Genomic DNA, 23,943 nt, shown 5'->3' with positions numbered 1-23,943 from the left:
CCTTTTAAGTCACGGATTCAGGATATATTCATATTCAGCCCCATACAACATGCTGAACTAAGTACGGGGCACGTATCACGGTTAATTGTAATTTGGAGAAGTAAACATGACTTTTGTTAACGAATTGATTTCTGAAGAAGAGAAAAATACTTTTGATTTTTCAATCATAGAGTTGCCTTACCAACCACGGCCACGTTTATATAAATGGACTATTGACCGCGAAAGGAATGCTTTTTTGATCTGGGTAAGGCAAGTTCGCGAGCCGCCGCATCACGAGATTTACGCGTTCATCTGGAAAGGACTTCGGTTTGAACCATGGCTTCTTTATAAAGGGGAAAAATCAACCAACGGCAAATGGATTCATATCTGGACGATCGACAATGTTTATCTTCCAAAAAATTTTCCTCTGCTCAATAAAGATCACGACGAGATGCGAGCCGCACTTGAAGAAGCATTGTTAGTAGAAAAAACTGCAGAATTTCAACAATTCGACAATGTTGAAGAAATTCGAATAGAAAATCCGCTTAAACAAGGAGTACAGTAATGAATTATACCGCCGGAGAAGCAATTGCGCTGTTAAATAACCCAGAATATCAAGGCCAATATGGACTGCTTGATCTGATTCGCCAGGTTTCCGTGGCAACGCCTGCCGATCGACCGGGTGTAATCACTTATACCTTCGCTTATAGCGGAAGCACGGGACCTAACAATACTGGCCCCAGAATGGGGGATATCGCTGATTTCATAAGTGGAAATAGTGTTCTGAATCAAAATATCCGTGTTATCAATTCATCACAGATTGCAGAATTTTTAGGTAGTAATGAGTTCAAAGAAGCAGGGCTTCAGGCTTTTAACGGCGATAAAATTGCATTCGAGAATTGGCTTTACGAAGCTAAAACCGGTCCATGGGCGGTCGCCTCGGACAAATTCATCGCTGCAACCAACGGCCCTATTCAACCGTTCAGCACTTTTGCCGATGCAATGCGTACCTTGGCATTAGTAGAAGTGCCGACAGCACTCAATACTCCCGGTATCAATTATATCGACGAAATACCGAATTCAGCTTGGGACGGCTTTCGTGCGGGTTTGGTAGACAGTGGAATGACAAATGATGCCGCCACCGATGCTGTGCGGCAATTAATTTCATTTAAATCCTCACTTGAAATACAGAATACCGCGGTCGGTGTGGAATGGGTCCCTGGTGAAAATGGCACCATGCAACAGCGTATTACGTGGATGGATACCTCCAAGTGGGCGGTCGGGGTTGACGTACCCGAATTTCCGCAAGATGCCACAAGAATGACCCTTGGTGAATTAGCGGGTCCACCATCGCCGGAATACATTTCAACACTGAGTGATTTCGTCACTCAGTTGAAGCAAACCGCCAATATCGACAGATACTGGACGAGTGTAGAACAGGCTGGCAAAGTTTTGGGTACAGTAGGCGGGGTACTTGCTGTGGCCGATTTGGTCAAAACCGCTTATCAAGCTAATGAGGCTTGGCAAGCAGGACATCAAGATCAAGCACTCCAAATGGTCCGAGATTGGAGTTTAGGTACTTCGGGTGCTTTTCTGGCTGGTGGAGTAACGTATCAAGGATTAGCTTTTCTACTGGAACCTTTGGCTTTGCTTGGGCCATTAGGCATTGCAGCAGGTGTGGTGTCAGTGGTCGGTGTGAGTATTTACACTGCATATTGGGGGCATGGGGTTGGGCAGCATCTGGGACAACAGATTTCTGATCTATTTACCTCCGCCACCGTCGCCACCGCCCCAGTTCGCCGCGACCCGTTAACCTTCGACCTGGACAACGACGGCCTGGAAACCACCGGCATCGACAGCGCCAACCCCATCTACTTCGACCACAATGCCGACGGCGTCAAAACCGCTACCGGCTGGATCTCCGCCGACGACGCGTTTTTGGTGTTGGACAAAAACGCCAACGGCAGCATAGACAACGGCCGCGAACTGTTCGGCGACGCCTATATCAAAAGTAACGGCCAGCTGGCGGCAGACGGCTTCGACGCCTTGCGCGACCTAGACGGCAACGGCGACGGCGTGGTGGACGCGTCCGACGCCCAATTCGTCAACTTGCGCCTATGGCGCGACCTGAACCAGGACGGCGTCAGCCAGGCCAATGAACTGTTCACGCTAAGTAGCCAAAACGTCGCCGCCATCAATGTCGGCAGCAGCGAGCACAGCCAAATCCTCGCTAACGGCAACCAGCTGGCTGATACCGGTACTTTTATCAAAACCGACGGTAGCAGCGGCACGTTGGGCGAAGTGACTGGCAACCTAGGCGACATCAACCTGGCGCAGGACACCTTCCACAGCCAATTTGCCGATAGACTGGATACCAGTGCTGTAGCCGATTTACCCGATATGCAAGGCGCCGGCCAAGTGCGCAGCCTGCGGGAAGCTGCCACTTTATCTTCCGCATTGGCACAACTTTTGACCGACTTTGCCGCTGCCGACCGCACAGGCCAACAAGCTCTACTGGACTCGATTATAAAAGCCTGGAGCGACACCAGCACTCTGGCGACTACCTTCACCGGCGCCTACGACGGACACAACCTGACCGTCAACATGCAGAACCTGGCCGCCGGCAGCGCAGCCTACAACGCCTTGGCCGACAAGCTAACCATCCTGGAACACTTCAACGGCCGCACCTTCAACTCCGTGCCCGACGGCACGACCGCTGCCACCGTCAACCTGTGGACCACCACCCAGGACTTGCTGCAACGCAGTTACGACAGCTTGAAAGAATCAGTGTATAGCAGTCTGGTGATGCAGACACGATTGAAGCCTTATCTGGACGCAATCACACTAACAGTCGATGATAGTGGAATACGGTTGGACTTTACCGATATGGCGTCACGACTAGAAGCCGACAGATCCTCTGATCCGACTATGGCTTTTGCCAATTTGCTGGACCTGCAAAAATATGCCGGCGACAATCTGAATCAGAATGGCTGGAATGGCATAGAAACCATTGCCGATTGGATCGATTTGCTACCCAATACCGTCAACGTGATCGGCTTGCTGCAAGACACCGGTTACAACCATGCTACCAACGGAAACGATACTTTTCTGGGTTCAAACGGTGTAGACAATTTTTCAACCGGCAACGGAAATGATCTACTGTTGGGAAATGCAGGCAACGACAGCCTGATCGGCGGCGACGGCAACGACAACCTGACCGGCGGCTTGGGCAACGACGTACTGCAAGGCGGCAGAAACGCCGACGTCTACTACATCAACCGAGGCGACGGCGAGGATACCGTCATCGAAAGTGGCGACGGATACGATACGTCTTACTTGGGCGGCAACGGCGACAAGATCGTGTTCGGGGCCGGCATCGAAGCGGCGGACATGGTCTTTACCCAAGTGGGTTCCGACCTAGTGATGGATCTGGGTCAAGGCGACCGGCTGACCTTCAAGAACTGGTATGTTTATAACAACAGCTACGGCAACTGGGGCTATCAAGTCGAAAACTTCCAGTTTGCCGACGGCACGGTACTGAGCGCGACCGCCTTGCTAAACACCAAAGGCGTCGATACGGTCGGCACGGACGGCAACGACAGTATACTGAGCGGCGCTGAGATTGATCGGATCATTGGCGGCCTGGGTAACGATACCATCAATGCCGGTGCGGGTGACGACATCGTCAGCGGCGACGACGGCAACGACGTATTGAACGGTCAAGACGGCAACGACCAACTGGACGGCGGCTTGGGCGATGATACGATCAGTGGCGGCAACGGTAATGACGTGTTACTGGGCGGCAGTGGTAACAATACGCTGAATGGCGATGCGGGTAACGATCGACTGGAAAGCGGCGACGGTATCGACAGCCTGAACGGCGGCAGCGGCAACGACACCCTACTGGCGAACGGCGGCAACGACAGCCTGATCGGCGGCGACGGCAACGACAACCTGACCGGCGGCTTGGGCAACGACGTACTGCAAGGCGGCAGAAACGCCGACGTCTACTACATCAACCGAGGCGACGGCGAGGATACCGTCATCGAAAGTGGCGACGGATACGATACGTCTTACTTGGGCGGCAACGGCGACAAGATCGTGTTCGGGGCCGGCATCGAAGCGGCGGACATGGTCTTTACCCAAGTGGGTTCCGACCTAGTGATGGATCTGGGTCAAGGCGACCGGCTGACCTTCAAGAACTGGTATGTTTATAACAACAGCTACGGCAACTGGGGCTATCAAGTCGAAAACTTCCAGTTTGCCGACGGCACGGTACTGAGCGCGACCGCCTTGCTAAACACCAAAGGCGTCGATACGGTCGGCACGGACGGCAACGACAGTATACTGAGCGGCGCTGAGATTGATCGGATCATTGGCGGCCTGGGTAACGATACCATCAATGCCGGTGCGGGTGACGACATCGTCAGCGGCGACGACGGCAACGACGTATTGAACGGTCAAGACGGCAACGACCAACTGGACGGCGGCTTGGGCGATGATACGATCAGTGGCGGCAACGGTAATGACGTGTTACTGGGCGGCAGTGGTAACAATACGCTGAATGGCGATGCGGGTAACGATCGACTGGAAAGCGGCGACGGTATCGACAGCCTGAACGGCGGCAGCGGCAACGACACCCTACTGGCGAACGGCGGCAACGACAGCCTGATCGGCGGCGACGGCAACGACAACCTGACCGGCGGCTTGGGCAACGACGTACTGCAAGGCGGCAGAAACGCCGACGTCTACTACATCAACCGAGGCGACGGCGAGGATACCGTCATCGAAAGTGGCGACGGATACGATACGTCTTACTTGGGCGGCAACGGCGACAAGATCGTGTTCGGGGCTGGCATAGCGGCGGCGGACATGGTCTTTACCCAAGTGGGTTCCGACCTAGTGATGGATCTGGGTCAAGGCGACCGGCTGACCTTCAAGAACTGGTATGTTTATAACAACAGCTACGGCAACTGGGGCTATCAAGTCGAAAACTTCCAGTTTGCCGACGGCACGGTACTGAGCGCGACCGCCTTGCTAAACACCAAAGGCGTGAATATGGGAGGGACCGATGCGAATGATGTGATTACGGGAGGTGCTGAAACAAATTATCTTTATGGTGGCCTGGGTGACGATACCATCAATGCCGGTGCGGGTGACGACATCGTCAGCGGCGACGACGGCAACGACGTGTTGAACGGTCAAGACGGCAACGACCAACTGGACGGCGGCTTGGGCGATGATACGATCAGTGGCGGCAACGGTAATGACGTGTTACTGGGCGGCAGTGGTAACAATACGCTGAATGGCGATGCGGGTAACGATCGACTGGAAAGCGGCGACGGTATCGACAGCCTGAACGGCGGCAGCGGCAACGACACCCTACTGGCGAACGGCGGCAACGACAGCCTGATCGGCGGCGACGGCAACGACAACCTGACCGGCGGCTTGGGCAACGACGTACTGCAAGGCGGCAGAAACGCCGACGTCTACTACATCAACCGAGGCGACGGCGAGGATACCGTCATCGAAAGTGGCGACGGATACGATACGTCTTACTTGGGCGGCAACGGCGACAAGATCGTGTTCGGGGCCGGCATCGAAGCGGCGGACATGGTCTTTACCCAAGTGGGTTCCGACCTAGTGATGGATCTGGGTCAAGGCGACCGGCTGACCTTCAAGAACTGGTATGTTTATAACAACAGCTACGGCAACTGGGGCTATCAAGTCGAAAACTTCCAGTTTGCCGACGGCACGGTACTGAGCGCGACCGCCTTGCTAAACACCAAAGGCGTCGATACGGTCGGCACGGACGGCAACGACAGTATACTGAGCGGCGCTGAGATTGATCGGATCATTGGCGGCCTGGGTAACGATACCATCAATGCCGGTGCGGGTGACGACATCGTCAGCGGCGACGACGGCAACGACGTATTGAACGGTCAAGACGGCAACGACCAACTGGACGGCGGCTTGGGCGATGATACGATCAGTGGCGGCAACGGTAATGACGTGTTACTGGGCGGCAGTGGTAACAATACGCTGAATGGCGATGCGGGTAACGATCGACTGGAAAGCGGCGACGGTATCGACAGCCTGAACGGCGGCAGCGGCAACGACACCCTACTGGCGAACGGCGGCAACGACAGCCTGATCGGCGGCGACGGCAACGACAACCTGACCGGCGGCTTGGGCAACGACGTACTGCAAGGCGGCAGAAACGCCGACGTCTACTACATCAACCGAGGCGACGGCGAGGATACCGTCATCGAAAGTGGCGACGGATACGATACGTCTTACTTGGGCGGCAACGGCGACAAGATCGTGTTCGGGGCCGGCATCGAAGCGGCGGACATGGTCTTTACCCAAGTGGGTTCCGACCTAGTGATGGATCTGGGTCAAGGCGACCGGCTGACCTTCAAGAACTGGTATGTTTATAACAACAGCTACGGCAACTGGGGCTATCAAGTCGAAAACTTCCAGTTTGCCGACGGCACGGTACTGAGCGCGACCGCCTTGCTAAACACCAAAGGCGTCGATACGGTCGGCACGGACGGCAACGACAGTATACTGAGCGGCGCTGAGATTGATCGGATCATTGGCGGCCTGGGTAACGATACCATCAATGCCGGTGCGGGTGACGACATCGTCAGCGGCGACGACGGCAACGACGTATTGAACGGTCAAGACGGCAACGACCAACTGGACGGCGGCTTGGGCGATGATACGATCAGTGGCGGCAACGGTAATGACGTGTTACTGGGCGGCAGTGGTAACAATACGCTGAATGGCGATGCGGGTAACGATCGACTGGAAAGCGGCGACGGTATCGACAGCCTGAACGGCGGCAGCGGCAACGACACCCTACTGGCGAACGGCGGCAACGACAGCCTGATCGGCGGCGACGGCAACGACAACCTGACCGGCGGCTTGGGCAACGACGTACTGCAAGGCGGCAGAAACGCCGACGTCTACTACATCAACCGAGGCGACGGCGAGGATACCGTCATCGAAAGTGGCGACGGATACGATACGTCTTACTTGGGCGGCAACGGCGACAAGATCGTGTTCGGGGCCGGCATCGAAGCGGCGGACATGGTCTTTACCCAAGTGGGTTCCGACCTAGTGATGGATCTGGGTCAAGGCGACCGGCTGACCTTCAAGAACTGGTATGTTTATAACAACAGCTACGGCAACTGGGGCTATCAAGTCGAAAACTTCCAGTTTGCCGACGGCACGGTACTGAGCGCGACCGCCTTGCTAAACACCAAAGGCGTCGATACGGTCGGCACGGACGGCAACGACAGTATACTGAGCGGCGCTGAGATTGATCGGATCATTGGCGGCCTGGGTAACGATACCATCAATGCCGGTGCGGGTGACGACATCGTCAGCGGCGACGACGGCAACGACGTATTGAACGGTCAAGACGGCAACGACCAACTGGACGGCGGCTTGGGCGATGATACGATCAGTGGCGGCAACGGTAATGACGTGTTACTGGGCGGCAGTGGTAACAATACGCTGAATGGCGATGCGGGTAACGATCGACTGGAAAGCGGCGACGGTATCGACAGCCTGAACGGCGGCAGCGGCAACGACACCCTACTGGCGAACGGCGGCAACGACAGCCTGATCGGCGGCGACGGCAACGACAACCTGACCGGCGGCTTGGGCAACGACGTACTGCAAGGCGGCAGAAACGCCGACGTCTACTACATCAACCGAGGCGACGGCGAGGATACCGTCATCGAAAGTGGCGACGGATACGATACGTCTTACTTGGGCGGCAACGGCGACAAGATCGTGTTCGGGGCCGGCATCGAAGCGGCGGACATGGTCTTTACCCAAGTGGGTTCCGACCTAGTGATGGATCTGGGTCAAGGCGACCGGCTGACCTTCAAGAACTGGTATGTTTATAACAACAGCTACGGCAACTGGGGCTATCAAGTCGAAAACTTCCAGTTTGCCGACGGCACGGTACTGAGCGCGACCGCCTTGCTAAACACCAAAGGCGTCGATACGGTCGGCACGGACGGCAACGACAGTATACTGAGCGGCGCTGAGATTGATCGGATCATTGGCGGCCTGGGTAACGATACCATCAATGCCGGTGCGGGTGACGACATCGTCAGCGGCGACGACGGCAACGACGTATTGAACGGTCAAGACGGCAACGACCAACTGGACGGCGGCTTGGGCGATGATACGATCAGTGGCGGCAACGGTAATGACGTGTTACTGGGCGGCAGTGGTAACAATACGCTGAATGGCGATGCGGGTAACGATCGACTGGAAAGCGGCGACGGTATCGACAGCCTGAACGGCGGCAGCGGCAACGACACCCTACTGGCGAACGGCGGCAACGACAGCCTGATCGGCGGCGACGGCAACGACAACCTGACCGGCGGCTTGGGCAACGACGTACTGCAAGGCGGCAGAAACGCCGACGTCTACTACATCAACCGAGGCGACGGCGAGGATACCGTCATCGAAAGTGGCGACGGATACGATACGTCTTACTTGGGCGGCAACGGCGACAAGATCGTGTTCGGGGCTGGCATAGCGGCGGCGGACATGGTCTTTACCCAAGTGGGTTCCGACCTAGTGATGGATCTGGGTCAAGGCGACCGGCTGACCTTCAAGAACTGGTATGTTTATAACAACAGCTACGGCAACTGGGGCTATCAAGTCGAAAACTTCCAGTTTGCCGACGGCACGGTACTGAGCGCGACCGCCTTGCTAAACACCAAAGGCGTGAATATGGGAGGGACCGATGCGAATGATGTGATTACGGGAGGTGCTGAAACAAATTATCTTTATGGCGGCCTGGGTGACGATAACATTACTGCGGATTTAGGTGATGATTACCTAAATGGCGGTGTCGGTAATGATGTCTTGAATGGTCAGGCGGGTAATGACACACTCAACGGTGAAACAGGCAATGACATTCTGAACGGGGGCGGTGGAAACGACTATCTGGTTGGCGGTGCTGGCTCCGACGTTTACCTGCTCGGTTTGGGAGATGGGCAGGATATCGTGTACGAATATGATGCAACTGCTGGTAATGTCGATAAAATTTCGTTCGAAAGCGGCATCGCTGCAGAGCAACTTTGGTTTCGTCACGTCGGCTCTGACCTGGAGCTCAGTATTATTGGAACTGATGATAAAACGACGATAAGCAATTGGTATACCGGATCGGCCTATCATATCGAACAGTTCACAACTACAGATGGTTTAACTTTGTTGGATAGTCAGGTCGAAAACTTGGTTAACGCGATGGCGGATTTCGCTCCACCTGCAGCAGGCCAGACCACGCTGCCACAGGATTATCAAGATGCCTTGGCACCGGTCTTGGCGGCAAACTGGCAGTAGTCTAAAGCCGGCAACCAAATTCGGAAACTAACCGGGCCTGTTGCTCCGGTTAGTTTCCCCTGCCTTTCGCTTTTCAAACACACTTTCATTAACAATTATTTCCATGACTATTTCCCCTGCTTCGGACACCGATTCGTCAGCGTCTACCGATACCGGATTGATCGGTTTGGTAATGATGGCCAGGCTATACGGGGTTGCGGCCGATCCAGATCAGCTGGCACACCAATACCGCGATGGCAGTCGTCCTTTTGGTGACGGCGAGATTTTGCTGGCTGGTAAACAACTGGGCCTTAAGGTCAAAGCTGTCAGGGTCAAACTGGAACGTTTAAACACTACGCCGCTGCCAGCGCTGGCCAAATCTGTTAGCGGCGAGTATTTCATCTTGGCTAAGGTCGAAGCCGATCAGGTGCTGATTCAATCACCTACCATCGGGCGGCCGGAGCGTTTGAGCTTGACCGATTTTGCACAACGCTGGAACGGCGAGTTGATGCTTTTCGCCTCCCGCGCCTCTCTGACCGCAGAACTCGGTAAATTCGACTTTACCTGGTTTATTCCGGCAGTGGTCAAATACCGCAAACTATTATTGGAAGTGCTGCTGGTCAGCTTCGTGTTGCAGTTGTTCGCCTTGGTTACGCCACTGTTCTTCCAAGTGGTGATGGATAAGGTCTTAGTACATAGAGGCTTTACCACGCTGAATGTCATCGCGGTCGGCCTATTGGTGGTGACCTTGTTCGAAGTGGTGTTGACCGGCTTGCGCAGTTACGTATTCGCGCATACCACCAGCCGCATCGATGTCGAACTCGGTGCGAGGCTGTTTAGGCATTTGCTGAACTTGCCGATGGCTTATTTCGAAGCGCGGCGGGTCGGCGATTCGGTCGCCAGAGTGCGGGAACTGGAAAATATCCGGGCCTTTTTAACCGGCAACGCCGTTACCGTTGTGCTGGATTTGTTGTTTTCGGTGGTGTTTTTGGCGGTAATGACTTACTACAGTTGGGACTTGACTCTGATCGTATTGATGTCCCTACCTTGTTATGTATTGTTGTCTCTGCTGTACACGCCTTTGCTGCGCGGCCGCCTGCACGAAAAATTCAACCGCGGCGCCGAAAATCAGGCTTTTCTTGTGGAAGCCATTGCCGGCATTAACACTGTCAAGGCCATGGCGGTAGAACCGCAATTGACCCGACATTGGGATCAACAATTGGCGGCCTATATCTCCGCCGGCTTCCGTACCGCCACCATTGGTATTTTTGCCAACGGCGGCGTCACTTTGATCGGCAAGCTGGTCACCGTGGCAACGATGTGGCTGGGTGCACATCTGGTCATAGAGAGCGAAATCACCGTCGGCCAACTGATCGCTTTCAATATGCTGGCCGGCCACGTGGCCCAACCGGTCATGCGGCTGTCGCAACTATGGACCGACTTTCAGCAGACCGGTATTTCGATGCAGCGTTTGGGTGATATCTTGAACGCCCGTAACGAAATGGCTACCAACAAGAGCAGCTTGCCGCCGCTACAAGGCCGAATAACCTTCGACCAAGTCGTGTTTCGCTATCAGCCGGACGGTTCGGAAGTATTGCGTGGGATTAATCTAGACATTCGACCCGGCGAAGTGATCGGCATCGTCGGCCGTTCCGGTTCCGGCAAAAGCACCTTGACCAAGCTGGTGCAACGCCTCTACGTGCCCGAGCGAGGGCGGGTATTGGTCGACGGCATGGACTTGGCTTTGGCCGACGTCTCGTCGCTCCGGCGCCAAATCGGCGTAGTATTGCAGGAAAATGTCTTGTTCAACCGCAGCATACGCGACAACATCGCCTTGACTGACCCCGGTGCGCCGCTGCCGCAAGTCATCGCCGCCGCCAAACTGGCCGGTGCCCACGACTTTATCCTGGAACTACCGGAAGCCTACGACACCATGGTCGGCGAACACGGATCGACCCTGTCCGGCGGGCAGCGCCAACGCATCGCTATCGCCAGAGCCTTATTGGCCAACCCACGCATCCTGATTTTCGACGAAGCCACCAGTGCTTTAGACTACGAATCCGAACGCGTCATTCAACACAACATGAAAGCCATCTGCCGAGGACGGACTGTTATCGTCATCGCCCATAGACTCAGTGCCGTGCGCGACGCCAATCGCATTATCGTGGTGGATAAAGGCCGGATCGTTGAGCAGGGCAGCCACGCCGAACTGCTCCAGCGGCAAGACGGCCATTATGCTTATTTGTACCGTTTGCAACAGGAATGAAGCGGTTTTTATCTCGATTCAAACACGTCCCATGCTGAAACTACAAGCTACTTTCGATTTGATTCAACGCTATGTCCACGTGTTTCGCCACGTATGGGCTAGGCGGACCGAACTGGACAGCTCGCCCAGACTGAACCACGAAGCCGCTTTCTTGCCGGCGGCCTTGGCCTTACAGGAAACGCCGGTTTCGCCGGCCCCGCGTGTCGCCATGTGGCTATTGATCGCGTTTGCCTTGATTGCGGTGCTGTGGGCTTGCTTTGGCCGTGTCGACATTGTTGCCAGCGCCCAAGGCAAACTGGTGCCCGGCGGCAGAGTCAAGACCATACAACCGTTGGAAACTGCGACGGTCAAAGCGATCCACGTTAGCGACGGCCAAACTGTCAAAGCCGGCGATGTCTTGATCGAACTCGATACGACCGTAGCGGATGCCGATACAGCCAGCATCGCCAACGACCTGCGTACCGCGCAATTGACCGCGGCGCGCGATTCGGCCTTTCTCGACAGTCTAAAAGCCCTACAGGAAGGCAAAGTCCGACAGCCGCGGCTGGCCGTGACTATCGAGATACCGTCTTGGCAGTTCGAACACGAACAACGCTTGCTGGACGGCGAATGGCAAGAACTGACCAGCAAATTGGACCGACTGGAGGCCGAAAAAAACAGTCGGCAGGCGGCCTTGCGCTCGGTCGCTGCCACCGTGAGCAAATTGGAAAAAGCGGTGCCCATCGTACGGCAACTGGCCGAAGACTACCAGAAGTTGCACGGCAGCCACTACGTCTCCAATCACGATTATCTGGACCGGGAACAGGCGAGGATCGAACAGGAAGGCGAACTGGCAGCACAAAGGGAGAAACAACAAGAGCTGCAAGCGGCGATCTTGGAAGCAGTCAAGCAACGGAACGAACTGTTGGCCGGCGCTCAACGTAATGCGCTGGACCGTTTGCACGACAGCGAGCAAAAAATAGAAACCTATACCCAGGCTAGCATCAAAGCGCGGCAGCGTGGCCAATTGCTGACGCTGACTGCCCCGGTCGACGGCGTCGTTCAGCAATTGGCGGTACACACTGTTGGCGGCGTCGTGACGCCTGCTCAGCCATTGTTGATCGTCGTACCGGCTGGGCAAGCTCTGGAGATCGAAGCCTTTATCGAAAATAAGGACATCGGTTTTGTCGATCCCGGCCAAGAAGCCGAAATCAAGATTGAAACCTTTCCCTACACCAAATACGGAACTTTGCACGGCGAAGTCGCTCACGTCTCGCGCGATGCGATTAGCGACGAAACGAAAGGCTTGATTTATTCGTCTAGGGTAACTCTGCCCCGCACGACGATGCAAATCGAAAACAAGACCGTCAATCTGACGCCGGGCATGGCTGTAACAGTGGAAATCAAGACTGGTAAACGCCGGGTTATTGAATACTTCCTCAGCCCCTTGATCGAACATGTAGGGGAGAGTTTACGGGAACGGTGAATATTGAACGTCTGCTATATGGGTGAGAGCAGACCGATTAACTAGAAGGTGTTGGGTGGCCGGTTAGGGTCGTTAGCGACAAAAATCCCTTTGTTGAATTACAACATTTTGAATGTCTGGTATGGAGACGACCCTATTGATGATAGTCCTTGAGATCACCAGATCCATACAGACTGATTTGCTGAAATGCAATTCCAAAGCTCGATTTACTTCGAAGTAGTTAGCGTGTTAGTGAAGCCATGGTTTTTTGCTTCTTCTAAGTCGCATAACTGGCAAACGGGCAGAAATTTGCTCTGATAGATAATCAGATAGTTATGCCGACAACGGGGGCAATATTTCAAGGCAACCTCACACTTACGCAGGCCTTGCGCCAATATCCAGGCTTCATTGAAATTGGCCGGCCGGATTTTGCCATAGGGTCTTTCGACAGCGATATGCTCTTTGAAGGTTTTCTGGAAATAGTCCCAGGCAAATAGGATGGCCGGCACATCAAATTGCGATTGGGTGTTGACTTGACTGGCGGCCTGGTAAATTGACAGGAATACAGTCAGGTATAGAAACGATTCGCGGGATGAAGGAATGGTTGAGACGATCGGTAATTGCCCGGACGGTGGTCGATGCAGATGGATAGCATAGTGGATATTCTTGAGTTCGTGCTGGCTAATGGTTTTGATCTGCTCCTTGACGAACGACGTTCTCAGATTGCGTTTCAGCAATTGATAGGCAAGATAATGATCCCTGAGCCGGTCTTCGTAGGTATACCAAGTGCTCATGCGGTATTACCGGAGCCACTGATTAACATGAGCAAGTCACGCGCCTGGTATTCACAAGCCAGTTTGTCATCCGCCGGTGGTTCGCTGAGCAGATAGCGACTCCAATAGCTGGCATTGAAACGCGGGGTAAAAGCCACGCATTCGCGCCGAGCGATTTCTCGGATCTTCTGAACGGGTAATTTTTTCAGGATGGCCACGGCTTCTGGCGTCAAGCCCAAACTAAACAGGGCTTTTTGTTCCTGGCCGGCCAATACCATTTCCCGTGCCAACATCAAATAATCCAATTGCAGTTGATAGAGACTTTCCTCCATATCAAATCACCTGCCTGACGTGGTCGGCGATCGCCATGACGCTTTGTCCGTAGGCGACAGCGGCTTCCGCATTGTTCCAACTGTAGTAGCGGCCAATGCCTAAGGCCAAATCGTGTGGAGCCGATCGAATTGCTGCGGCTAACAGTTCGGCACCGATTTGCACATTGGTCATCGGATCCAGTAATTGTGCCGGTGTGCTCACTCTGTGGCCATGCCAGCGCAGATTGATTTGCATCAACCCCACATCGATCAGTCGATTGCCTTCGTCGAGCGATTGTTTGAGCAAGGCCTGGGCCTCTCGCCGCGATGTGGCCATCAAGGCTTTTCCCGATTTATTCAATGCCCAGGGCCAAGGTTTAACCGATGCGGGATCGGCATCGTTGGCGGATTCTTTTAATGCCACCGCATACAGTATGTAGGGGTCCAGTTGGTGCTGTTTGGCAATCCGCCACCAAAGGGTGTTTTGTAGTTTCTGCACGGGCACAGCGACATGTACCTGCTTGCTGCCGTCATTGGCTAAACAAGCGGTACAGACGAAGAGAAGGCTCAGCAAAGTGAGCCGCTGACAGGGACGATGCTGTTTAGCGGCGCATCGCCATCGGAAACCGGATTTCAAATCGACATTGTGCATGGCAGCGTTGACTCGTAAGGTTGAGCCGAGTCTACTGAAAAATTCAATCTTGCAAGCGTGCAAAAAAGGCCCGCTTTTGACCTAATTACGCTACCTAAAGCTATCCAGCAAAATAATTCACCGAAAATACAAACGGTTACGAATTGTCAATTGCTTTTTGCTCCTCAATCATAAGGCGTAGCCTCGCCAAGCCAAGTCCCGCAAGGCTTTGCGCGGAAAATGCCCCAAAAACACCCACTTTGCGCGCGTGACGCTTACAAAACTAACCTCGTAGCATGAGCCCATGTCGTTATCAACCAGGGAGCATTGCATGGCTACGCTAGAAGAAGATCTGACCCATCTGAATTTTCAGTATTTGATGCTATTCAGAGAATGTGCCCGCAGCAACGCCATGGAAGCCGCTTGGCGGTTTGGTGTTGATCCAGAGGTGGTCAGCCAAGTGGCAGACCTATCACTGGAGATCATCAAAGAACAGGCCGCGATCAACCGCGCCGTCATCAGTTTGCTGCCACTGGGCAACCACCCGATATCTGCCGCCGCTTATGCTGCCTTGCTCGTCCACGATTCACTGAATCAGGCTGGCCAACATGAATAACGGTGGCTTCGTCGACTTGTCGCATTTTGGTGCCGAACTAATGTTGGCTAAAACGTTGTTCAAGCTGGGCGCCCGAACGCCAATCGTTTGCTCTCTCTGCGGTATCAAACGGAAAACGGCGAACCGCATTTACTGGCTCGCGCAAAAACAAGCGCCTATTAAAGGCATGCTGCCATGGGATCCGCAGTGGATTGAGCGAGCGACTGTCAACAATCTGCATGCTTCGATTTTCTTGGGGCTGATTCAGGATTATGTGCCTGGGCATGGTAATGGCATCGAGTTTGGCCAGCGGTTTTGCACGGCATACGATTTGTACTGCCGTATCGTCGCCCATAATCCAAAGCCCAGCCATCGAGAGGCAGAATTCAAACTCCATAGAGTGCTGGATATCAATCGGGCATGGCAACTGACCCAACAATTCCGTGCCTCCACCTTGGGTTTTGTGACTTGCCTGACGTGTCATGCCCGGCACCTGAGCCTTCACCTGGGTATTCAAGGGCCAATCCATTGTCCAGTGTGTCAAACCCAAACAGGGATTATGAGTCGACAATCTCGTGTTTCGCGGACTTTTTCACAACATGAGCGAAAAAATTCGGCGATATGTCTCGGCCGCTACTAACGACCAAGGAGAGTCTTTATGTACTTATTCGTTCAATCTATCAATGCTCGAACAAGACTGGATGCGGCGGAAGGAAAAAATTTAGCCCATCTGGCGCGAGAATGCTTTTTCAATCATCAACCCTTAACCCTCGACTTTTTGAATGTTGGGCAAGTGTCACAGGCATTTTGCCAGGCGCTATTGTGCCCCTTGACCAACGAATTCGGCGCCGATTTTTTGAATCAATGGCTGCAGCTAAAAAACCTGTCCGCCGAAGTCAGTGGCGTCATGCAGTCTGCCCTCAGCGAGTTGGATGACTATTTCGATGGCTTGGCTCGCTTTCAGGCTCAGACCACTGATCAGGAAATCGTGTCATTGAACAGTCTATGGCTAATCAAAGCCCGCGAGCTTTGCCGCGATAAGCCGTTTTGCGCCAGATACATTTTGGGCATTACTGATCAGGATTTGCGCCAAGCCATCGGACGCTTGTCGCTGGAAGATATTGAGCATATTGCCCAGTCTGGCTGGTTATGCTTTGCGCCCAGGATGCCGAATCATTTGTTTACGCAGATCAATACCAAACAGCGTAACGGTATTGATGTTTTGCTGACATTAAGCGGTGGTGGCGAGTAATGGAGGCCAAAAGGATGATCAAAAGACTAAAACAGTATGAATTGACTGTTCAATTGATTCAGCGCCAAGCCAGAATTGCAGTCATTATTAGGGAAACCACTGTTCCTAAAGACTTGATAAAAGCGACTTACAAAGAGCTACTTGGCCGTTCTGGCAGTCCCGGTCCGATCAAGGAGTCGATTCGTGGACTGACACACAACGTGAGGCGGTACAAGGAGGCCACGCTCTTCGCCAAACTATTTCAATCGATTGAAACCGAAAATGTTCAGGGTGGCATCGATAACGTCATTCAGGCATTCGACTTTTTCAAAATCTCCTTGCCCAATAGCAGCCTGGATTTCACCACAGCGTGGTTGGTGGCGCGAGACTTGAGGAATAAGCAGTTGCGGTTGATTTCATGCCATCAGTGCAGTTCGCCCGTGTTGATAATCGTGGGCAGTGAAAAATCATTAGAGCGGTGTTGTGTCTGTAAGACCAGTTTGAAAACCGATCCTTAGATTCTGTATTTATAACATTCTATGTTCAGAGTCGACCAATCACCTGTCAATCACCTTTTTAAAATAAAGAATTGGTCGGCTGGCTGACTTGAAATAAGGACTATCGCCCCATTTTTCCAATGATTATGAGGTTAATAAACATGAGTAAATTGCCCGAAACTGGTTTTCTGCGTTTGAAACAAATTATTGGTGATCCAAAGGCCAATCCGCCCATTTATGGATTGCTGCCCATGAGTAAATCATCTTGGTGGGATGGCATCAAAAAAGGCATCTTTCCTAAGCCGATCAAAATGGGCCCCAATATGACCGCCTGGCGGGTCGAGGATATTGCCCAGCTCATTGCGCGTTTAGGCGCTCAATGCACCGGCAACGCTGATGCCTGATCAACGATTGCCGTTGCCGCCGTTTGGCATAGAGCCCGGCAGTGGCAAGGCAATCCCACCTTATGGGCACTGATATGTCCTTCTAACTCGGCACAGATCCAGTATCGTTGGCCTGTGCTGGGCCTGATGTTAATCGTCGACTGGCAACCTGATCAGGCCGCCGGTCATGATGACGTGATGGCACTGATCAAGCTGCTGCTTGGTGATGGCGCAGAACGGGTTGTCGTCTGGCCAAGCGATGTGGATTTCAGTCAACCCGCGTTTGATTACGATTCTGGTCGGCTCGTGGGCCAGCGATGGGCGCAGGTACGTGACGAGATTGTGGTGTATCGACTGGAGGAGGGTAGGGTGACTAACGTAAATACTGATTCTGAACTCATTCTGGAGGAAACGGTCGATGACGGTTTTGCTTTGGTATCCAGCATAGAGCGAATTTTGCTCGCACAGTTGTCGTCCGCCGATTTGGCCGAGATCCGGACAGCGAGTCAGGCAACCGGTACTGCCAAATTCGATTTGGATGTGGCATCCTCACTTCCCAGCGCCGACAGTCGCCCCTGTTATCGCGTGTATGAACACACTTGTGGTCCAGATCATAGCTGGCCCGCCGGTGTGTATTACCATTTTCTCGGCAAATCGTCTGCCAAGGAGCCGCCGGCGCTACGCGATGTCAGAATCTGTTGTGTGTTGAAGGCCGTGGCGATTGTTCGCAACCGGCAGGGTGGCGAGTTTGGCTTATTGCTGAACTTTCGCGATCGTCTGGGCGTACTCAAACAGCGGCACATGCCATTGCGATTTCTGGCTGGCCGTGGCGATGAGCTACAGAAAGCCTTGTTCGACCAAGGCCTGGATATTCACTACCCGCAACGCAATCGGTTGGCGGAGTATTTGAGTCAGCAACAGCCTGATCGAACGATCTGGATCACATCGACGCCCGGTTGGTTTGATAATGTTTATGTGCTGCCGGATCGTAGTATCGGCGATTCGACGGATGCCGTTTTGCTGCAGTCCGAGGGGAATACAAACAGTAACTTGTATCGGCAAGCCGGTACCTTGTCCGCCTGGCAACAACAGGTGGCGGGTTTATGTCCCGGCAATCCTTTTTTGCTGTTAATGGTCTCGCTCGCCTTTTGCGGCCCTTTGCTGGCTAAATGCCATCTGGACAGCTTGGCCATTCATATTTATGGCCCCTCCAGTCAGGGCAAGACCAGCGGCATGCAAGTCGCCGCCAGTGTCTGGATGAAATGAGTAAGGCCGATGCCCAGGATGTCAGCAAGTCGCTGTATCTGCTGGCCAATGGCGTGGGCAAACAACGGGCCACGATCCATGGCAAAGCCATGCTGCATCAGCATTGGCGGGTAGCGATTTTGTCCAACGGTGAAGACTCGATTGAAGCCCATCTGAGTAAAGCCGGTATACCGGTCAACGCCGGTGAATTGGTGCGCTTTCTGCAGTTGTCGGTGTTTGGTCAACACGGTGCCTTTGACCATCTGCATGACTATGGCAGTAGACGAGCCTTTGCCATGGCACTGCATCAGCGCACGTCGCAGCAATATGGCACCGCCGGTATTGCTTTTCTGGAGCGATTGACCCGCGACCGACGCGATTTTGCCGGCTATCTAGAGCAATGCCTGCGTATTTTCGAACAGCACTACGGCCCTTTATCAGCAGAGGAGGGCAGGGCAGCCGGCAGCTTTGCCTTGATCGGCATGGTGGGTGAGTTGGCCAGCGAATATGGCGTCACGGGCTGGCCGGAATGCATCGCCATGGAAGCGGCATTGATCTGCTTCAAACATTGGCGTCAACAGCGTGGACCCTGCGAACTAGAACCCCGGCAATTAGCCAATGCGTTGCGGCAGTACCTTGAACTCTATGGCGACAGCCGCTTTACCAAAACCGACGACCCCAACCGCCTGCATGGCGAGCGTTCCGGCTATTGGCGCCAAACCGAACGCGGCCGGCAATGGTTGTTCAGCACAGCCGGTTTCAAAAAGGCCATTGGTCATGCCGATCTGGCCCTGGCGGTCAAATTGCTGATCGGTCAGGGGATCCTGAAATCCGGCCCCAATCCAAAAAAGCATGTCACCCAGGTCAAAGTCCACGGCGGCTCGGCTTGGTTTTACGTGATTCAATTTGATGATGACGATCATGCTCGCTAACGTGATTCGCCATTATCTGGCATAGTCGACCGACGAGCTGTTTCCGCCAGACGATCAACACCTCGAAACGCAAAGTGAAATGTTCCAGCGATAACACCGGTGTTACCCGATACTGCATCGGTAAAACCGCCACAACCCGCGCCAGAACTGGCCGTAACACCGGTAATACCTCAAAATAACGAATACGAACAAAACAACGTCAACAAGCTCAACGCCCAAGATCAAACCAAACTTCTGGCCTAACCCGAATAATTTCTGTTCAATCATTCAACGGCAAGAATAATTTTAAGGATTGTCCAGGAAACGTAATAAAACCGAACTGCCGATAAAATGCTACTGCCGACGGATTCAATGCATCCACCATAATCGCATACACCGCCATGACCTCGCTGGCTTTTTCCACACGCTGAATGGCATCGGCCAACAGTATCGTTCCGAGGCGTTGGCCCTGATGATTTTTATCGACCGCAAGCCGGCCAAGCAGAGCTATCGGTACCGGATAATTGGGCAAGCGGCGTTGATGTTCTTGTGGTAACTCATTGGTCCGCACGCTACCGGCACTTAGGGTGTAATAGCCGAGGATGGTTTGCGGCGAATTGATGTCAGTCGCGACGAAAACTTTATTGATGCGGTGTTTAACGTTTTGGCGGGCGTACTGTCGCAGGTAGATATTTAGATCAGTGTCGCCACAGTCGAAAACCTTGCGTTGGTGACTGGCATTGAGCGATTCAATTTTTAATTTCATCAATCCGTGACAACTGACTGTTGATGCAAGGCCAAAGCGTCTTTCAATTTCGCATTTCTGGCGGGAGGATTTTCCAGCGCGTCCAAAAACAACGACCAATCCGTTTGAGATAATGTCACGTGTTCGTGCGCGTTGATAATGTTTTCGGCTGCCGCTAGTGATTGAGTCAAGACAAACTCCGAGAGCTTTTTATGGCTGTAGTTGGCAGCCTTTTCCAGTTTTTGTTTGGAAACCGCATCCAGGCGTATGTGCATGCGCTCTTGCTTGCTTGTTTCTGTCGTAGGCATAACTAAGATCCTCCAATTGCTTGAATGCAATTGTACGCCAATTGTGCATCTTGATTCAGCATTGCTTCAGATTACCCGTTTGATTGGAATGACATTTGGGTTACCACTGGTCAATAGTTCTAGTCGTTCACCCAACACACGCCATGCCTCTGCTTGCTCGGTTTTCAACGCTTGATGTTGATAAACGCGCTTCAGCGTGTTTTCCTGAGTGTGGTTCAGGCACTTCTCGATAACGTCGCCGTGTACGCCAAGATTGCCCATCATGGTGGCGCCGGTCCTGCGCAAGTCGTGCGGTGTCCATTTGCCGCCGGGCATGACCAAGGCCTGATTAGCCTTGCTTCTATTGCTGTAAACCGTTGAATTCTGGCGGCCATCGATTTGTTTGGTGATGGACTTTTCGCAAACATGGGATGTGTTTTTGCTATTGGGAAACAACCAGGTTTCCGACTGTTTGAAAGTGAACAATCGTTGAAACTGAGCATAAGCAAAGTCAGAAAGAAAAATGGTGTGGGCCTTGTCGTTTTTACTGTTTTCAATGGGAATGAAAAAGGTCCGGGCATCGAAATCGACATGCTTCCATTGCGCTTTACTTAATTCGCCAACTCGGCAAAGCGTGGATAACATGATCCAGAGTGCGCATTCGGTTGACGGCATCAGGCCTGCTGCAGGCAATTGCTGGGTTAGAAGTTTGATTTCATCTTGTGACAACACGCGATCGCGCTCGGTGTTTTTGGTCGTAATCTTGCTAACACTTAAACTTGCCGTCGGGTCAAATTCAATGATGTCTCGATCAACTGCGAATTTGAACATCTGTCTCATCAATTTAAGCAGATTGCGTGCGGTATGAACCGAGCCGCGTCGTTTGATGCGATCAATGACGTCAGTCACGTGGCCTTTGCGAATGTCCTGCACGTTAAACGAGCCAATTACCGGCAATACATCTTTGGTAAACATACGCTGAACTTCAGCAAAATCTTTGCGTTGTTGAAGATCTGTCGCGGCCCAGCGTTCAAATAATCCATCAACGCTAGTCAATGCTTGTAGTCTGGCAATCTCTGCTTCCTCGGCGAGCTGGGTAGCTCTCGCTCGTTCTGCGGATAATTTTTGCTCAGTGACAGGGTCGATCCCTTGTTTCGCCATGGATTTGTAGTTGTCCCGTTCCTTTCTCGCATCAGCCAATGATTTCGCCTTTAAGGTCATCCAGATTTGTTTACCTTGATTCAGATAACGGAAGCGAAAAGAAATGGCACCCCCTTCAGTGACTGGTCGAACCCTGACATAAAGACCGCCACCATCCGGAATGAGTTGCTCTTTTTCCAGAGGTTTGAGCTTGCGAAATGCCAAGTCGGTTAGTTTGTTGTTAGCCATGATTTATTCCGCCTACATCAATTTCCGGGATACATTCCGGGATACATTTTTTCTTGGATTTGATTAAATCACTATAAACGGCCTTGGACAACAAAATAATATAATATGTTGATATATATAGATAAATACTGATTAATCTAGATGGGGATGGATGGTATTGGATATGGATTTACCTTTCTGGGGGACAAGGGGTAGCAGGTTCAAATCCTGTCGTTCCGACCAAATATTTCAATGACTTACGTTATTTTTAACTATGCTCTTTTTTCGAAGTGTAGTACCTGAATCCGTGACTCCACATATTGCCAGACCTTTTATTCGTCATACTCTTCCAAAATTCGCTGAATTTAAAAGTGTGGTCCAGGCAATCGAGTTTAACGGCTAGAAATGCAGCGTATTATCTGGAATATTTTCCCTGCATGATTCAATTTGATGGACTTTAGGCGCAGGATTCCCAAGCCACTGTGAATTTGCGGCGTTGTGCTATCGATGGCAGAGCGATCAGTCGCTAGCCGGCGGCGAGTTTGGCGTAGGTGGATTCAAAAGCGATGAAACCGGGACAGCTCTGTGAAAAGCGCAGCTTCAGCCGGTGCCCGCTACGGATGAGTCGCGCGGCCAGATACATCAGTTCCTGGATCACGGTTTTGATACGCCGCCGCTTGGCAGGATGCCTGACCGGGCTTTGTTCGCCCAGCAAGCCGATCAGGCCTATCCAGCGCAGGATGTTGTAGCTATAGGCGCTGAGGCTCATGATCAGGTCGTTGGTGGCAAACTTGCCGGATGGCAGGCGCTCGATATCCAGATCGGTCTTGAATTCGCTGTGGAATTGTTCAGCGGTGGCATGGTCGCGATAGAGGGCAATAACCATGGCATCGTCGTAATCGGCCACCGGCAGACTGGTCCACCAGCCTTCGATTTCGATATCCGGTAGCACGAGGGCTTGGCCTTGAGCCGTGATGGTGCGCTCGGTGATTTGCATGACCCTGCGACAGGTATAGGTTTTACCGTTGCGAGTGTGTTGCTCCATGACACTGAACAAGGCCACGCGTTTGCCTTCGCGCGGTGTGGTCCACTGGCCGTGTTGTTCGGCGTAGGCCAGCCAGGCGTCGGCATCTTGTTTACGCGGGTTCCATTTGATGATGAAATCGACCTGATCGGCTTCGTGTAAGTCGATGCGATTGTCGAGCGCGTCGTGACCGCCATCCAGCCGGACCAACAAAGGCAAAGTCGTCAAACGTTTCGCGGCGGCGAGTCCGCGCTCCAGCGCATAGCGGAATTCGTATTGGCAATGCTGCTTGCCTTCGCGCAGTTCATTACCAATACACCAGCCCTCTTTACCCAGATAGAGGGCAATCGGGGCGTAGCCGTCAAAACCTTTGTAGGTTCGGGAGACGCCTTCTTTGCAGGTTTTTTCGTTGTTCATGGGGTAAACATCGATATCCAACGCGACATGGCCTGTGGCTAACGGCGTTACCGGCACCTGGGCGTGAGCCAGAAAATCGAGGTTGCTTTGATAAATGATCGGTAATAAGGCGTCAGCGTGTTCATCCAGCCGCTGTCTGAGGCGAGCGCTGGAGGGTACTTGATGAATGGCGAGCGCGGCTTTGAAATAGTCGTCGTCGCGATGGTTTTCGATGGCTTCGAAGTCGCTTTTGCCCAGGCTAAGGGTGCCTATATAGCTTTTGATAATATCGGCGTGAGCAATACCGTGCCGTAGCGGAATACCTTTTTCCAGCGCCTGATTGAGCTGGCCATATTGATTCAAACATAAACCGACCAAGGCTAATCCAGAATGGCTGGTATAAAATTCAGTTTCAGATTGCTCCAGGATAAACCGCTTCATGAATCACTCGCCGGGTGAATGGAAGAATAGCGGTATTATCCCAGAATAAGCGTTTTAAATCA

17 protein-coding genes and 1 pseudogene are annotated in these 23,943 nt (G+C 52.9%); 11 read left to right on the top strand and 7 right to left on the bottom strand.

Annotated features, from left to right (window positions below; translation table 11 throughout):
• The first annotated feature begins 106 nt into the window (after positions 1 to 106).
• From NM686_RS12790 to NM686_RS12775, 4 genes are all read left to right on the top strand, one after another.
• Positions 107 to 544 (top strand): hypothetical protein, encoded by a 438-nt coding sequence (locus NM686_RS12790; RefSeq protein ID WP_255188247.1) that lies wholly within the window; start codon positions 107 to 109, stop codon positions 542 to 544.
• Positions 544 to 9,354, top strand: a complete 8,811-nt coding sequence (locus NM686_RS12785) for a calcium-binding protein (RefSeq protein ID WP_269021781.1) — start codon at positions 544 to 546, stop codon at positions 9,352 to 9,354. The genes NM686_RS12790 and NM686_RS12785 overlap by 1 nt, the downstream gene beginning before the upstream one ends.
• Positions 9,355 to 9,457: 103 nt before the next feature.
• Positions 9,458 to 11,599, top strand: a complete 2,142-nt coding sequence (locus NM686_RS12780) for a type I secretion system permease/ATPase (protein WP_255188245.1) — start codon at positions 9,458 to 9,460, stop codon at positions 11,597 to 11,599.
• 31 nt (positions 11,600 to 11,630) lie between these two features.
• Positions 11,631 to 13,064, top strand: a complete 1,434-nt coding sequence (locus tag NM686_RS12775) for an HlyD family type I secretion periplasmic adaptor subunit (RefSeq protein WP_255188244.1) — start codon at positions 11,631 to 11,633, stop codon at positions 13,062 to 13,064.
• Positions 13,065 to 13,270: 206 nt separating this feature from the next.
• On the opposite strand, the gene NM686_RS12770 is transcribed toward NM686_RS12775, so the two are convergent.
• From NM686_RS12770 to NM686_RS12760, 3 genes are read right to left on the bottom strand one after another with little or no spacing between them, the layout of a single operon-like run.
• Entirely contained in the window at positions 13,271 to 13,837 is a 567-nt protein-coding gene (locus NM686_RS12770) for a FlhC family transcriptional regulator (RefSeq protein ID WP_255188243.1), read from the bottom strand.
• A complete protein-coding gene (locus NM686_RS12765; protein WP_255188242.1) occupies positions 13,834 to 14,148 on the bottom strand; it encodes a flagellar transcriptional regulator FlhD in 315 nt (104 codons plus the stop codon). The genes NM686_RS12770 and NM686_RS12765 overlap by 4 nt, the downstream gene beginning before the upstream one ends.
• 1 nt (position 14,149) lies before the next feature.
• A complete protein-coding gene (locus tag NM686_RS12760) occupies positions 14,150 to 14,779 on the bottom strand; it encodes a transglycosylase SLT domain-containing protein (RefSeq protein ID WP_255188241.1) in 630 nt (209 codons plus the stop codon).
• Between the two features lie 310 nt (positions 14,780 to 15,089).
• On the opposite strand from NM686_RS12760, the gene NM686_RS12755 reads away from it, so the two are divergent.
• The 7 genes and pseudogenes from NM686_RS12755 to NM686_RS12725 all read left to right on the top strand — a co-directional run bounded on the left by NM686_RS12755 (position 15,090) and on the right by NM686_RS12725 (position 19,884).
• Positions 15,090 to 15,374 carry a flagellar transcriptional regulator FlhD gene (locus NM686_RS12755; RefSeq protein WP_255188240.1) on the top strand — a complete coding sequence of 95 codons (285 nt, stop codon included), beginning with the start codon at positions 15,090 to 15,092 and terminating at the stop codon, positions 15,372 to 15,374.
• Entirely contained in the window at positions 15,367 to 15,993 is a 627-nt protein-coding gene (locus tag NM686_RS21805) for a FlhC family transcriptional regulator (protein WP_407942357.1), read from the top strand. Before NM686_RS12755 ends, NM686_RS21805 begins: the two co-directional genes overlap by 8 nt.
• An 18-nt stretch (positions 15,994 to 16,011) precedes the next feature.
• The gene (locus NM686_RS12745; RefSeq protein ID WP_255188238.1) at positions 16,012 to 16,605 is read left to right on the top strand and encodes an STAS-like domain-containing protein; all 594 of its coding nucleotides are present in this window, start codon (positions 16,012 to 16,014) and stop codon (positions 16,603 to 16,605) included.
• On the top strand, positions 16,605 to 17,102 hold the full coding sequence (locus NM686_RS12740) for a FlhC family transcriptional regulator (RefSeq protein WP_255188237.1): 498 nt from the start codon (positions 16,605 to 16,607) through the stop codon (positions 17,100 to 17,102). The genes NM686_RS12745 and NM686_RS12740 overlap by 1 nt, the downstream gene beginning before the upstream one ends.
• Positions 17,103 to 17,275: 173 nt before the next feature.
• A complete protein-coding gene (locus NM686_RS12735; protein WP_269021779.1) occupies positions 17,276 to 17,485 on the top strand; it encodes a helix-turn-helix transcriptional regulator in 210 nt (69 codons plus the stop codon).
• Between the two features lie 126 nt (positions 17,486 to 17,611).
• Positions 17,612 to 19,641 (top strand): annotated as a pseudogene (locus NM686_RS12730) (DUF927 domain-containing protein).
• A 99-nt stretch (positions 19,642 to 19,740) separates the two neighbouring features.
• The gene (locus NM686_RS12725; RefSeq protein ID WP_269021778.1) at positions 19,741 to 19,884 is read left to right on the top strand and encodes a hypothetical protein; all 144 of its coding nucleotides are present in this window, start codon (positions 19,741 to 19,743) and stop codon (positions 19,882 to 19,884) included.
• Between the two features lie 16 nt (positions 19,885 to 19,900).
• Here NM686_RS12725 and NM686_RS12720 read toward each other — a convergent pair whose 3' ends face one another.
• The 4 genes from NM686_RS12720 to NM686_RS12705 form a co-directional block, all read right to left on the bottom strand.
• Positions 19,901 to 20,386: a GNAT family N-acetyltransferase gene (locus NM686_RS12720; protein WP_255188236.1), complete on the bottom strand. Its 486-nt coding sequence runs from the start codon at positions 20,384 to 20,386 to the stop codon at positions 19,901 to 19,903.
• Entirely contained in the window at positions 20,386 to 20,673 is a 288-nt protein-coding gene (locus NM686_RS12715) for a type II toxin-antitoxin system TacA family antitoxin (protein ID WP_255188235.1), read from the bottom strand. The genes NM686_RS12720 and NM686_RS12715 overlap by 1 nt, the downstream gene beginning before the upstream one ends.
• Before the next feature lie 66 nt (positions 20,674 to 20,739).
• A complete protein-coding gene (locus NM686_RS12710; RefSeq protein WP_255188234.1) occupies positions 20,740 to 22,041 on the bottom strand; it encodes a tyrosine-type recombinase/integrase in 1,302 nt (433 codons plus the stop codon).
• 505 nt (positions 22,042 to 22,546) lie between these two features.
• On the bottom strand, positions 22,547 to 23,881 hold the full coding sequence (locus NM686_RS12705; protein WP_255188233.1) for an IS1380 family transposase: 1,335 nt from the start codon (positions 23,879 to 23,881) through the stop codon (positions 22,547 to 22,549).
• Positions 23,882 to 23,943 lie beyond the last annotated feature (62 nt).

Origin of the sequence: Methylomonas rapida (assembly GCF_024360925.2) — a bacterium.
Classification (GTDB): Bacteria; Pseudomonadota; Gammaproteobacteria; order Methylococcales; family Methylomonadaceae; genus Methylomonas; species Methylomonas rapida.
Note: the sequence above shows the minus strand (reverse complement) of the source record. Positions and strands in the feature narration are given on the sequence as shown.

Coding starts and splice junctions, on each gene's coding strand:
- NM686_RS12790 (WP_255188247.1), top strand. CDS start 107: ATGACTTTTGTTAACGAATTGATTTCTGAAGAAGAGAAAAATACTTTT.
- NM686_RS12785 (WP_269021781.1), top strand. CDS start 544: ATGAATTATACCGCCGGAGAAGCAATTGCGCTGTTAAATAACCCAGAA.
- NM686_RS12780 (WP_255188245.1), top strand. CDS start 9,458: ATGACTATTTCCCCTGCTTCGGACACCGATTCGTCAGCGTCTACCGAT.
- NM686_RS12775 (WP_255188244.1), top strand. CDS start 11,631: ATGCTGAAACTACAAGCTACTTTCGATTTGATTCAACGCTATGTCCAC.
- NM686_RS12770 (WP_255188243.1), bottom strand. CDS start 13,837: ATGAGCACTTGGTATACCTACGAAGACCGGCTCAGGGATCATTATCTT.
- NM686_RS12765 (WP_255188242.1), bottom strand. CDS start 14,148: ATGGAGGAAAGTCTCTATCAACTGCAATTGGATTATTTGATGTTGGCA.
- NM686_RS12760 (WP_255188241.1), bottom strand. CDS start 14,779: ATGCACAATGTCGATTTGAAATCCGGTTTCCGATGGCGATGCGCCGCT.
- NM686_RS12755 (WP_255188240.1), top strand. CDS start 15,090: ATGGCTACGCTAGAAGAAGATCTGACCCATCTGAATTTTCAGTATTTG.
- NM686_RS21805 (WP_407942357.1), top strand. CDS start 15,367: ATGAATAACGGTGGCTTCGTCGACTTGTCGCATTTTGGTGCCGAACTA.
- NM686_RS12745 (WP_255188238.1), top strand. CDS start 16,012: ATGTACTTATTCGTTCAATCTATCAATGCTCGAACAAGACTGGATGCG.
- NM686_RS12740 (WP_255188237.1), top strand. CDS start 16,605: ATGGAGGCCAAAAGGATGATCAAAAGACTAAAACAGTATGAATTGACT.
- NM686_RS12720 (WP_255188236.1), bottom strand. CDS start 20,386: ATGAAATTAAAAATTGAATCGCTCAATGCCAGTCACCAACGCAAGGTT.
- NM686_RS12715 (WP_255188235.1), bottom strand. CDS start 20,673: ATGCCTACGACAGAAACAAGCAAGCAAGAGCGCATGCACATACGCCTG.
- NM686_RS12710 (WP_255188234.1), bottom strand. CDS start 22,041: ATGGCTAACAACAAACTAACCGACTTGGCATTTCGCAAGCTCAAACCT.
- NM686_RS12705 (WP_255188233.1), bottom strand. CDS start 23,881: ATGAAGCGGTTTATCCTGGAGCAATCTGAAACTGAATTTTATACCAGC.